The following is a 13,682-nucleotide window of genomic DNA, read 5'->3' as shown; positions in this document are numbered from 1 at the left end:
TTTAGTTGATTCTAATTGTTATTTTGATAAATGGAGGTGTAAATATGACATTTTTACGATGGCTTGGCGGATTTGTGGTTTTATTTTGGTTAATTGGAGTACTTTTTAGTAAAGGTGGAAGCTTAATTAACATTCTCCTAATAGTTGCTGCCATTGTATTTGTAGTTGATTTATTATCTAGCAGAAAAAAAACATATAAATAACAAAAAATCTCTTGAAATTACTTCAAGAGATTTTTTTATTTTTATATTAATCGTTATTTTTACTTATATCTGATAAAATCAGACCTTTATTATGTTCAAGTGCCCAGCTAATACCCCAATCATTTTGGAATAATAATATATCCCTATTTTTAAAATCTTTAACTATTCTAGCATCACTAGTCAAATTAAGTTTTTCTTTATCTATATTACTATTTTCAATCCATCTTATTTGTGTAAATGATAATCTATCAATTTTAATATCTACATTATATTCATTTTTAAGTCTAAATTCTAATACCTCAAACTGTAACACACCTACAACTCCAACTACAATTTGTTCGATTCCTATATGAAGCTCCTTAAATACTTGGATTGCACCTTCTTGAGCTATTTGTGTTACGCCCTTTATAAATTGCTTTCTCTTCATAGTATCAACAGTTCTCACCCTTGCAAAAAATTCTGGTGCAAAAGTTGGTATTCCCTCAAACTCAAATTTATTAGAAGATGCACATATAGTATCTCCTATGCTAAAAATACCTGGATCAAATACTCCAATAATATCTCCAGCATATGCCTCTTCTACTATTTCTCTCTCTTGAGCTAAAAATTGTTGCGGTTGAGCTAATTTTATTTTATTACCGCCTTGCACATGATAAACATCCATGCCTTTTTCAAACTGTCCTGAACAAATTCTCATAAAAGCAATCCTGTCCCTATGAGCTTTATTCATATTAGCCTGAATCTTAAATACAAAAGCAGAAAAATCTTTACTAAAGACATCTATTTTCCCTATGCTCGAATTTCTTGGCAATGGTGGCGGAGTTAACTTTAAAAAGTTATCCAAAAATGGTTCAACCCCAAAATTAGTTGAAGCACTACCGAAAAATACTGGTGTAAGTTCTCCATTAGCTACCTTTGCTAAGTCAAAGTCATCTCCCGCAACGTCTAAAAGCTCCATATCTTCCATAAGCTTATCATAAAGCACATCACCAATAAGTTCAATTGCCTTTTCATCATCAATACTAATTTTAGTCTCTTTAGCTTCTAATTGACCATGTTTTCCATCATCAAAAACAATAATTTCCTTTGTGCGTCTATCGTACACACCTTTAAAATCCACTCCACAACCTATAGGCCAGTTCATAGGATAAGATTTAATTCCAAATTCATTCTCTATCTCTTCCATTAGTTCAAATATATCTCGAGTTTCTCTATCCATTTTGTTTACAAAAGTAAATATAGGTATTTCTCTAATACTGCATACATGGAATAGTTTTCTTGTTTGTGATTCCACTCCTTTTGCACCATCAATAATCATTACTGCACTATCGGCTGCCATAAGTGTTCTATAAGTATCTTCACTAAAATCTTGATGACCTGGTGTATCAAGTATATTTATACAAAAATCATTATAACTAAATTGCATAACTGAAGACGTAACAGAAATACCTCTTTGTTTTTCTATTTCCATCCAATCTGAGACTGCATGTTTAGAAGCCTTTCTAGCCTTAACTGAACCTGCAAGCCTTATTGCACCACCATATAATAATAACTTTTCCGTCAGCGTAGTTTTACCTGCATCGGGATGTGAAATTATAGCAAACGTTCTTCTTTTTTTAATTTCTTTTATGTAATCCGCCAAAGTCATCATTCTCCTTTCTTCCCTTTTGTATTTTTTAACTATGTACTTGCATATATATTCCTACAACCACTCTCTTAACTCTGAGCGATTCTAAAATCTCACCTACCATTTCTCTACCTATCAATTTTAGCTTTTATCACCATATATGTCAACTAAGGTTGTACGATAACTTTTATCCCTATATACTCTTAACCCCATAAATAACTGTCCATCTACACTTTCATATATATAAGAATATTATATTAGATCAAAATAAGACCCTTCTGAAATAGATGAGTCTTAAAATATTATTTTTCTAAATTCCCGCTTTCATTCTCCCTGACCCTATCCGTAGGGTGCATTCATAGACAATGTTGAATCTTTCCTGTTTATATATTTATCTGATGACCTCCGCCTTCTTTTTCTCCCTTGAACTTCCCGCAGTTTACCATTCATAATAGTGTAGAATTTCTCCGAAGTGATTTGCAAGAAGAAGCGCGGAAACATTGAAATTCCATTTAGAAATTCTTCTTTTGCGAATATAAAATCCCCGTAAGACTGCCAGGTTGCATAACAATTAATAATTGTTATGTCCCCCAGAGAACGACCCAGAGGCTGTGCTAGCGAACCCGAGACAGGACATCGAGTGTGAGCGGTAGGGAATTTTATATAAGCAAAAGATTAGAATTCCTTAATGTAATTTCCAGTTTCAAGCTCGCCTGCAAGGCAAGTAGGAGAATCCCCCCCACCATTATCTTGGTATAAATCCTATTTTCTTTTGCATTTTTCTTAAAGTTTTATTAGCAACATAGTTAGCCTTCTCAGAACCTTTTTTATAAATTTCCTCCAAATAAGATTTTTTGCACATATATTCATTAATCTTAATTTGTATAGGTTCAAGTTCTGCAACTATCGCCTCTGCTACATCTTTTTTAAATTGAGCATAACCTAATCCCTCATATTTAGCTTCAATTTCTTCTACAGAAAGACCAGTTATAGTCATCAGTATTGTCATCAGGTTTTTAACCCCTAATTGCTCATCATTATATTTAACTGCCCCAATGCTATCTGTAACTGCCCTATTGACTTTTTTTCTTATAACTTCTGGTGGGTCCATTATTAAAATGAATCCATTAACATTCTCACCTGATTTTGACATTTTCTTAGCTGGTTCTTGTAAGTCCATTATTTTAGCCCCTGTTTTACCTATATATGGCTTGGGTATTACAAAAGTATCGCTATACGTTTTATTGAATCTTTCAGCTATATCTCTTGCAATTTCAAGATGTTGAGTTTGATCTTTTCCTACCGGCACTAAATTAGTTTGGTATAATAAAATATCAGCTGCCATTAGCACCGGATAAATAAGTAATCCCGCTCCTACGCTTTCACTATTTTTAGATTTTTCTTTAAATTGAGTCATTCTGCTTAATTCTCCCATGTAAGTAGAACAAGTTAAAAGCCAAGCAGCCTCACTATGAGCTGGAACATGTGATTGAATAAACATGGTATTTTTGTCAGGATCAATCCCTGAAGCTAAATAAATAGCTAACACCTCTAATGTTCTTCTTCTAAGTTCCTTTGGTTCTTGCTTTACTGTAATGGCATGTAAATCAACCACACAAAAATAGCACTCATATTCTTCTTGTAATTTAACCCAGTTTTTTATAGCTCCTAAATAATTTCCTAGTGTTAAATCACCTGAAGGCTGAATTCCACTAAATATTATTTTTTTATTATTTTCCAAAATAACCATCTCCTATAGTATAATTTACTAAATTTTCTTAAATTAAAAAGCACCCTATGGATAAATCCACAGGGCGCATATACACGGTACCACCTAATACTTGAAGCTATTAAATCTTCACTTTAACAGATACACTATGATATCCTACCTCTATAACGTAAGGCATACGTCAAGGACTACTATGCTTCATCCTGCGTCTTAGAGACCCATTCAACTTAAACATAATTATCGTAATCCCACCTTCTACGACTCTCTAAAAATCTGTTTTTAAATCTACTTGCTTCTCATCAATGACTTTAATATACTATTTTTAAAATATCTTTAAATAATAGTATACCTATCAATACTAATTGTCAACTTTAATTAATAATTTAGATTCAATATATAGATTTAATATTAATTTTAATATTTTATGCTTTCCAAAGACCGTGTAAATTGCAGTATTCACGTATGAATAACACTTCTTCTTCTATTTTAAATTCTGCTTCTGGTTTTTCGCCTGGTTTTAAGTATTTTCTATATACCTTGTTTTCAGTATGTGCTTCAATAAATTCAATATGATGTGCTTCAACCATTGGATGCTCAACTGCTCCAACTTTAACTTTAATTCCACCCTCTATTTTTTCAAATACAGGAACATGTTTTTCAACTGCTGCATCCTTAATATTTTCTTCTTGAAGTGTCATATTCTTTCCACAACACACTAAAGTTCCTCCAGCATTATGAACTACCTCAACTATATTACCACATATTTCACATTTGTAAATTTGTCTTAATTCAGTCATTTTTATTCCTCCTTTAAATTTAGAAATCAATAAATTTTTATTATAATATATAACTTTTAATCTATAACAATTATTTATTGATAGTAATTATATATATTCTACATTAATTCAAAAACTCCTCTTTATTAGAGTAATTTTTATAAGACTATTTTTTATACACTTGTATTTTATGCTAATTTAATCTATTGTATTCCTCACAGTATTTTGTTTAAAATCAATTAATAATTTAGCTAATATTACCTTCATTTTTTTTACTCTTATATGGAACACTATAAGTACAAATAATATTTATATATAAATGGAGGTATTAATATGTCTAAAAATAAAACAAAAGTGTATGCACCTCATGAAAGAGATTTTTATGAATTAGCACAATCAGACATAAGGTCTTATTCAGAAACAGATTCTACTATGCTACCTGATCCAGTAACTGACCCTATAGTAGCTATGAATATCTCAAATGTAGAATTTGACTACACCTATGATGGTGGAAACGAAATTCCAGATATGGAAGATTAACTTTTTTTATTAAATCACTAATTTAAAAATGGGATGACTTCTTTTGGAGCCATCCCATTTTTTTACATGAATTTCATACTCAAAAAAAGTATATATTACGCGTATTGCAATACGATTAATATATACTTTTTTTCTTTTTTATATTATTACCTCCACTTTATGGACTCCATCAATAAATGGAACTACACCATCTGCGCACAAGTTACCATCAAGCCAAGTGCCCTTAACATCATGTCTCTTTACTTCAATCACATATTCAAGGTTATCTTTTTTATAAATAATCTCATAATGTGTCCATTCCTCAGGCACACAAGGCTCTATTGTAAACCCTTTTCCCTCCTTTAGTTTGAATCCTAAGATAGCTTCTATTCCTGTCCTATACATCCATCCTGAGGTCCCAGTATACCAACTCCATCCTCCTCTTCCTACATGAGGTTTCTTTCCATAAACATCAGCAGTCATTACATAAGGCTCCGTTTTATATTTCTCACACTCAAGTAGGGTTTTCGTATGATTAATAGGGTTTATCATATTATAGAGTTTTGCTGCAGTGTCTGTTTTGTATAATTTAGCAAATGCAAGAATTACCCAGGTTGCAGCATGTGTATATTGACCACCATTTTCCCTAACTCCTGGCACATATCCTTTGATATACCCAGGCTCCAAAGCGGATTTGCTAAAAGGTGGAGTTAAAAGCAGGATCATTCCATTATCTTCTTTTATTAAATAGCGTTCTAATGACTCCATAGCCTCCAATGCTCTTTCTTTACTGGCAGCACCCGATATAACTGCCCAGGATTGAGATAGTGAATCAATTTTACACTCTTCATTTTGAGATGACCCCAGTGGCGTTCCATCATCAAAATACGCCCTTCTATACCACTTACCATCCCAAGCATTTTCCTCTAAGTTTACTCTTATATATTCTTTCATATCCTTATATTTTTGTAATCTTTCATCATCATTCTTATATGTGCAAGCTCGCATGAAATCTCCCAGTATATCATATAAGAACCATCCAAGCCAAACGCTTTCTCCCTTCCCTTTATTACCTACGGTACTCATTCCGTCGTTCCAATCTCCACTACCCATTAGCGGGATGTTGTGAGGGCCAAATTTTAGCGCTCTGTCTATGGCTTTTATGCAATGTTCATATATACTGCCTGTAAAATCTGCCTTTGGCGAAACATTATATCTTTCATCCTCACCATCCGCCAGTGGCGTATCAATTAGATACCCAGCTTGTTCATCAAGAATAGCAAAATCACCTGTATTTTTTATATAATCCATAGTTACATAAGGAAGCCATAATAAATCATCAGAAAATCTTGTTCTTATCCCACTGTCCACAACTGGATGCCACCAATGTTGAACATCGCCTTCAACAAATTGCCTTGAAGCACTATATAAAATTTGTTTTCTCGTCATACTAGGTTCGAGAATGCTTAAAGACATAACATCCTGAAGCTGATCTCTAAAGCCATAAGCTCCACCTGATTGATAAAACGCAGTTCTTGCCCACAATCTGCATACTACAGTTTGGTACATTAGCCATCCATTGAGCATTAAATCCATGCTCTTATCTGGAGTTTTAACCTGCACTGTGTGAAGTAGCTTATTCCAATATTTTTTAGCATTTTCCAGTTCAATATCAACTCTTTTAAAATCTTTAAACTCATTTATAATACTCTCAATATTATCTAAATTCTCATTTTCACCCAGCATTACCACGAGTTCAATTTCCATATTAGGTTGTATATGAATTTTAGAAGTAACTGCTAGACATGGATCAAGCCCTGCTCCCACATTATTTGAAAGCCTTATCCTCTTTAATACTTCAGGATTCTCTACGCTTCCACCTCTACCTAAAAACTCACTTCGATTACCAGTGAAACTTTGCTGTTCTCCCCCAAATAGTTTTAAGAAAGCTTTTAATTTACCAAAATTCTGATTATAAGAATTTGTAGCATATATATATTCATTTTCTTTATTTAGATAAGTAACAATATGCTGAGCAGTATGCTCTCGTACAACACCCATTACAATTTCTGCGTAGTAAGTTATAGTTAAATTCCTAGCTATATTACTATTGTTTTTAAGTTTTATTTTGCATAACTTAATATTATGATCCATAGGCACAAACATAGTTACCTTACCCATAATTCCATAAGCCTCATGTTTAAAACTAGAATATCCAAATCCATGTTCAATTAAATATTCTCCACCATCCCTTATAGGTTTAGGTGTAATGCTCCACACATTAGAATTATTCTCGTCCCGCAAGTATATAACTTCTGAGCATTCATCACTTATCGAATCATTAGACCAAGTAGTAATTTTATTTTCACGACTATTTTGGTGCCAAGTATAAGCCGATCCAGATTCCGATACATGGAATCCAAAATCACCATTTGAAATTACATTTACCCAAGGTGCTGGTGTATTATTAAAGTTTTTAAGTAAAATAGTATAGTTTTCTTTTTCAACATTAAATCCTCCCAAATCATTAAAGTACTCCAGTGTCTGCACATCAAACTTGCTTTCTTTAAATGTGAATTGTTTTTCTACAGTTTTTAATAATGCTTGCTTTCCTATTCTCTTAGTATTATTTTGAATTTGAGATACAAGCATTCCCTTACTGGAATCTATAACTATTCTAGCTATAGATATTAAAAGCCCTACATCCTCTTCCTTAATAGTTGCATTGTTAAATATAAAAAATCCCCCAGGTTTATTTTCTTTATCTCTTAAGTGGCTACCACCTATTAACTCCTTGATATCAGTTTGTAGAGGTTGCTCATATGATGCTGTTTGAAGATTTATTATCACCAAATCAACTTTTAATCCCTTAAAACTTAAATATTCATGTGCATTTAAAAGTTGCCGAACTAGATCCTTATCTTTACTCTCCTGCACTATTAGAAGCATTATAGGTAAATCTCCCGAAATACCATATTCCCAAAGCGTAAATTGACCCTTAACTCCTTTTTTTATATATTCTTCTCTTAATCTATAAGTAGAATTTAAAAATAATATTTTAGAAGCCATAACTTGGTATAAGTTTGCTTGGGTAGATTTGATACCAAAATACTTCATATCTACCTGGGTTTGACTCCATGCTAACTCAAACACTCGATTTATATTATGAAATCCACTATATTTTTTAGCTAAACTTATTACTTCTATTTTATTACTTGCTATTGATGTAGTGATTGCTATAGTGCATGTTTCACCAGATTTTACTTTAATTCTTCTTCTTATGCTTATTATAGGGTCTAAAACTGCTCCAACTGTGTTTGATAGTGGTGCATCAGTCTTCATTGAGTTTGGGTGCGATGTATTTTCACCACGACCAATGAAGCTTGCTCTGCTAGTCTCATATTGTATAGGTCCCACTGTAGTTCCATCTACCGCAACAGTTTGCATAAGCCAAGGTTGTTTTTCTCCCATAGCTCTAGGTCTTCTTGTTGCCAGGATACAAGTAGGATTATCTATATACTCTGTTTTTACAAAAAGATTTCCAAACGCTGGGTGAACTATATCCGCGTCATAATGTGCAAGCGTTACTTCTAGATAACTTGTTACATCTAAATATTTACTTACAGAAGCGTTATTTGTAATTGATAATCTTCTTACCTCTGAATCATCTTCTGTAGATACAGTAATTTCCATGCTAGTAGTAATATTACTATCAATCCTTGTAAATACAGCCTTGTCTAGTGCGAAGGTCACTTCGTATCTATCCCCTGAATTTTTGCAAGGTTCATAAGCTGCGCTGAAGTATTCATTTTCAGCTATGTCTTTAATATAAACAAACATACCTGTATTATCTCGAGTTACATCTTCCCTCCATCTGTAAATCATAGTGCTTTCGCTCATCGCATACCCTGATCCACTATTAGAGACCATTAGCGAATAACCTCCATTAGAAATTAAATGAGTTTCTGGAGTTTCAGTATTTGCTGTAGTGTATTTTCTAACTACAATTTTTTGTTTTCCTATTGTAGTTCCCCCCACATTAAATTTGTATTCTCTATCGTATACTACTCTCTTTGAAATTTTCTCTTGGAGCAACAATTCTGTAGCCTTTACCTTTGGTAAAGAGTGAAATCTTTTCTGAAAAATATTGCCCAATAAGACATTATCTAATGCCATTAAACTCATTCCTTCATGATGAATCATAAAACATTTAACAACGGCTTTAGGTTCATCACTCGACATTCTGTCTTTAGTATAATCTACAGCTTCATAAAAACCATAATTCCCCTCTAATCCTTCTTTTTTAAGCCTTTCAAGATTATCATAAGCTCCCCTAAAGTCAGTTTGGAGCGCCATTACAGTAGCATATGGTGCAATAACTAATTCATCTTCAAGTCCTGACTTTAATCCTACTCCAGCTACTCCGAATGCCTTATATTGGTAATTTGAATTTATATCAAAATTATAAAATGCAGATTCTGAGATTCCAAAAGGTACTCCCCTTTCATCACAATATTTCTTTTGAGCACCAATTACTGCTTTATAAGTTTCATCTAGCATTGTGCCTGGATAATTTTTCATTATAAGCAATGGCATCATGTATTCGAACATGGTACCACTCCATGAAACTAATCCCTTACTTTTACCCATAATAGTCATAGCCCTGCCGAGATTAAACCAATGTTTTTTAGGAACATCCCCTTTTGCTATGGCGACAAAACTAGCCTGCCTTGACTCCGACGCTAATAAATCATAAAAACCCTTACCTAAATTATCATTTTCAACATCGTATCCAATTCTAAAGAGCTCTCTATCATTATCATATAACATTTTAAAGTCAGTATTTTCTGCCATAGAGTTTAATCTTTCTTTTAAACTCTCTATATCGTTAATAACCATTAAAGCCTTTTCTTTCGTATGCAGCAAAAAAGTTTTTAATCTTTTTCGTGATTCCCCGTTTTTAATTTTGCTATTTAACATTTTTAATATATTATTTGCTTTTCCTGGAATACAATTTATTGCTGAATTTTCAATTAAACTAGACAATAATTTGCTAACTTCTGAATCTAATTCATTTTCATAATCATAATCAGCCCAAGGAAAAAACTGGTTTAATTCATCTAAGAAACCATTCACATCATCCCTTAATTTGTTATTCCAATATAATTTTTTACCTATTTCAATTTTTTCTACTTCTTTAATCTTGGATTCTACTTCCACAAGTATAGTTTTCCAAGATTTAAAATCTATTTTATCCGCATAAGTGTTATTCATAACATCATTATATATTTCTTTTACCACTGATTTCTCATCTATTTCTTCACTAGCAAGCCTCATAATATCTTGCAAACCCTTAACTTTCATAACGTTGAATATCGGACTGTTCAAATAATCCTCTAGTGACTTAGCAACTACCCAAAGGTACCCAACTAAATTACCGCTATCTACAGTTGATACATATCTAGGATAAAGTGGAGCCTTGTTCTTAGTATTATACCAATTGTAAAAATGACCCTTATACATATCCAAACCTTCCATTGAGGTCATAATCTTCTTTATCCTAGCGGATACGTCTAAAATTCCTATATATCCTAAATCATAAGCAACTATATTTGCGGTTAACTCCATTCCCATATTGGTTGGTGAGGTTCTATGAGCTAATCCATTAGGTGGATCTTCTTGGTAATTATCCGGCCCAAGCCAATTATTTTCATGATTGACGAAATCCTCAAAATATGCCCAAGTTTTTCTACTTAACCTTCTCAAGTTTTTCTCTTCTTCTCCATCAATTTTTAACACTTCTAAATTTCTATCACGACTTATAACATAAGCAATTATAGGGCTTAGAAACCAAATCGCACAAGAAGGTATACTAAGAAATCCAATACTCATACTTGCATTAAACGCTAGAAATACGATTAAAAGTGCAACTGCGCTGCCAATCCACATAGACTGCATAAAATCTTTAAGACGTTTCCCTAGTTTTACCTCTACATCTTCTGCCGTCTGCCATTCTAATAAATTTTTCTTACTAATAGTTAATCTATATAATGTTCGCAGTATAGCATCTAACATCATATATGCTTGAAAAGGTATAAAGCAAAAAATCAAAAACACCTGCTCTATTGCCATCTTACTATTTTGAATTTTGCCCGATAAACTTATGCCTTTAGCTGGAGATACTACAGCTTCACTTACACCAAAAAGTACGGGTGCTAAGATTGCAACAAATGCTGCAATAATCCACTTATCTGTACCATTAGGCAATACTGCCCCTATAGCAAGTATAAGTAACATTGTAATGGAAGGTGCAAGTAAGCTGCGTCTTAAGTTGTCAAATATTTTCCATTTAGATATTGTGCTTAATGGTGAGGATCTCTTAAGCCAAGGTAATAACTGCCAATCTCCTCTAGTCCATCTATGTAATCTCATAGAACTAGAGTTGTAATAAGCTGGATATCCATCAATGAATTCCACATCTGTAACTAATGCTGTCCTTACATATGATCCCTCTAACAAATCATGACTTAGTACAGCATTATCAGGTATTTCATCTTTTAGCATATAATTAAAAACATCTACGTCATAAATTCCTTTTCCAGTAAAAATTCCTTCCCCAAATAAATCTTGGTATACATCAGAAACTGCAGTAGTATATATGTCTATTCCTGTTTCACCCGAAAATATTTTTGAAAACAAAGTCTTATTTGCACTAAGAATAGACACCCCTACTCTTGGTTGCATTAAACCATAACCTCTGATCACAGTTTTTTTACTATGATTTATAACAGCATTATTTAGTGGATGTGCCATAGCACCTATAATTTTTTTAGCAGAGTCCCTTGGAAGTTTTGTATCTGCATCCAATGTAATAACATATTTAACCCTTTGAAGGTCCTGGGCTCCAGCACTTATTATATTGTAGCTTGTGTTTTCACCGCCCCTTAAAAATTCATTAAACTCCATAAGTTTTCCACGTTTTCGTTCGTAACCCATCCACTTATTTTCTTTTTCATTAAATTGTCTATATCTATTTAAAAAGAAAAATTTGTTTTTATTTTTGCATTTACTACAATACTTTTTATTTAAAAGTTCTATTGCTAAAAGGCCAGCATCAACTATAGCCTTATCTCCACTCTCATCCTGGACATTACTATCATTAAAGTCACCAAGTAATGCAAAAAATAAATTTTCCTGCGCATTGGCTAAATAGTATATTTCTAAATCATTTACTAATTTATCTACCCTAGAGCAATCATTTAGTAATGTTGGTATTACTACCACTGTACTATATTTCTCTGGTATTTTTTCTTTAAAATCCATTTTAGGTATAAATGAAGGTATACTCAAAACACTTATACTCCAATTAAAAATTGATATTGCTATTTCACTACAAGGCACTAATATAACAATTACAGCTAGAACATATCTCCATAAATCTTTATCACTATCATTAAATAAACTACTCACAATAATTAGAGACATTATTAATAGAGTAAATATAATAATCGTAGATATGTAAAAATTCGCTGTATTTTTCTTTATGACATTTTTGACACCTTGCAATCCAGTATTTTTATATCCTATTTTATTCTTTAATTCATCGAGTCCTTCATCTATTAAATAATACCCAACATGTCGTTTATAAGTATTATTTTCTAAGTCTCTAATTTTACCCTCTGAATTTTCATTATCTGTGCAAGATTCAATAGCTTTTTTTGCTATATATGCTTCTGGAAGTTTTGTATGTTTAGATATTTTTTCTATTACATGTCTATAATTATCCCTAGACTTAAAATCCATTTGTTTGTAAATGCCCGATGGGTCCTGTCTCAAAATACTCTCTACTGGACTTAGGTTTTCAAAATAAATTTTCCAATTTAGCCCTTCAATAACCCTTATACTGTTAATTGAATTTGACATAGATATTTCCAAATTAGCTTCAATTTGATGTTCTAATGCTATAACCCTATCCGAGCTCGTTTCCTGCGTGCCAAGCCTTTCATCTATAAAATTATAAACTTCTTTAGAATCAATACCATTATCCCTTAATAATTTAAGTAACCTTTCTGTAAAGTGAGTATTAAATGTGATCTTTTCGTTACTTAGCTCAGATACCTCTGAAGTAATTTTGCCTTCACTGAAAGCATTAATTAAACGCTCTGCAACGACTTCTGCTTCTTTTTTATCTTGCTGAGCCTTAACAATTTTTTCGGTTATTTTGCTAATATTCTGGATTAATGCAATTCTTAACATTATAGGAATAGCCCAAAGTTCACCACTTGTAAGTACTGCATTTTTTTGGTACGCACTAATAAAGTCACCTATAACAAACTCATCCATCCGGCCATCAGTATGAGATATGATTTCAATGGCTATATGATAAACCCTTGGATAACCTTTCATAACTCCTTTGTATATCACCGGTAGATCTTTATAATATGTTTGTGGCATATTGTATTTTATACTCTTATAGTCTTTTTCTACTAAGTAAAGATTATCCATAAGCCATTCTGATGCAGGCAATATATCTTTTTTATCCTCACCATTTTTATCTATGTTCTCGTAACCCTTTAAAATCTTTTCATAGCTTCTATCTAAATTACTAATAAGTTTTTTCTTACAATTAGTAGTTTTCACATCCGAATAATGATGTGCTATTTCAGAGGCATGTTTTTCTAAATCTTCTCTATTAACATTTATTGTTGGAACATCTTTTAGTACGTTTTCTTCTTTATAATAGTTTAGATTTTTTCTTACCACTGTGTGGATTAAAATACTTATTACGACTATTACCCCTAATATAACATATGGCATTATAAACACCC

The 13,682-nt window shown here is 32.4% G+C and carries 6 protein-coding genes; 2 read left to right on the top strand and 4 right to left on the bottom strand.

What is annotated here, in order from left to right:
- The first annotated feature begins 44 nt into the window (after positions 1-44).
- Positions 45-203 (top strand): lmo0937 family membrane protein, encoded by a 159-nt coding sequence (locus ACREVX_RS05040; protein WP_431543073.1) that lies wholly within the window; start codon positions 45-47, stop codon positions 201-203.
- A 46-nt stretch (positions 204-249) separates the two neighbouring features.
- Here the strand turns inward: ACREVX_RS05040 and ACREVX_RS05035 are convergent, their stop codons facing one another.
- The 3 genes from ACREVX_RS05035 to ACREVX_RS05025 all read right to left on the bottom strand — a co-directional run bounded on the left by ACREVX_RS05035 (position 250) and on the right by ACREVX_RS05025 (position 4,356).
- Complete coding sequence (locus ACREVX_RS05035; RefSeq protein ID WP_431543088.1) at positions 250-1,845, bottom strand: peptide chain release factor 3; 1,596 nt, start codon at positions 1,843-1,845, stop codon at positions 250-252.
- Between the two features lie 730 nt (positions 1,846-2,575).
- Positions 2,576-3,571 (bottom strand): tryptophan--tRNA ligase, encoded by a 996-nt coding sequence (gene trpS / locus ACREVX_RS05030; protein ID WP_431543072.1) that lies wholly within the window; start codon positions 3,569-3,571, stop codon positions 2,576-2,578.
- Between the two features lie 410 nt (positions 3,572-3,981).
- Positions 3,982-4,356 carry a desulfoferrodoxin gene (locus ACREVX_RS05025; protein WP_431543071.1) on the bottom strand — a complete coding sequence of 125 codons (375 nt, stop codon included), beginning with the start codon at positions 4,354-4,356 and terminating at the stop codon, positions 3,982-3,984.
- Between the two features lie 312 nt (positions 4,357-4,668).
- On the opposite strand from ACREVX_RS05025, the gene ACREVX_RS05020 reads away from it, so the two are divergent.
- On the top strand, positions 4,669-4,875 hold the full coding sequence (locus tag ACREVX_RS05020; RefSeq protein ID WP_431543070.1) for a hypothetical protein: 207 nt from the start codon (positions 4,669-4,671) through the stop codon (positions 4,873-4,875).
- A 138-nt stretch (positions 4,876-5,013) separates the two neighbouring features.
- On the opposite strand, the gene ACREVX_RS05015 is transcribed toward ACREVX_RS05020, so the two are convergent.
- Positions 5,014-13,671: a glycoside hydrolase family 94 protein gene (locus ACREVX_RS05015; protein ID WP_431543069.1), complete on the bottom strand. Its 8,658-nt coding sequence runs from the start codon at positions 13,669-13,671 to the stop codon at positions 5,014-5,016.
- Between the last annotated feature and the right edge of the window lie 11 nt (positions 13,672-13,682).

The sequence above is a fragment of the Clostridium sp. genome (genome assembly GCF_050717545.1).
Lineage (GTDB): Bacteria > Bacillota > Clostridia > Clostridiales > Clostridiaceae > Clostridium_AD.
The sequence above is the reverse complement of the archived record's forward strand: the minus strand, read 5'-3'. Positions and strand labels throughout refer to the sequence as shown.

Excerpts from the sequence above, each read along its gene's own strand:
- ACREVX_RS05040 (WP_431543073.1), top strand. The coding sequence starts at position 45 with ATGACATTTTTACGATGGCTTGGCGGATTTGTGGTTTTATTTTGGTTA.
- ACREVX_RS05025 (WP_431543071.1), bottom strand. The coding sequence starts at position 4,356 with ATGACTGAATTAAGACAAATTTACAAATGTGAAATATGTGGTAATATA.
- ACREVX_RS05020 (WP_431543070.1), top strand. The coding sequence starts at position 4,669 with ATGTCTAAAAATAAAACAAAAGTGTATGCACCTCATGAAAGAGATTTT.
- ACREVX_RS05015 (WP_431543069.1), bottom strand. The coding sequence starts at position 13,671 with ATGCCATATGTTATATTAGGGGTAATAGTCGTAATAAGTATTTTAATC.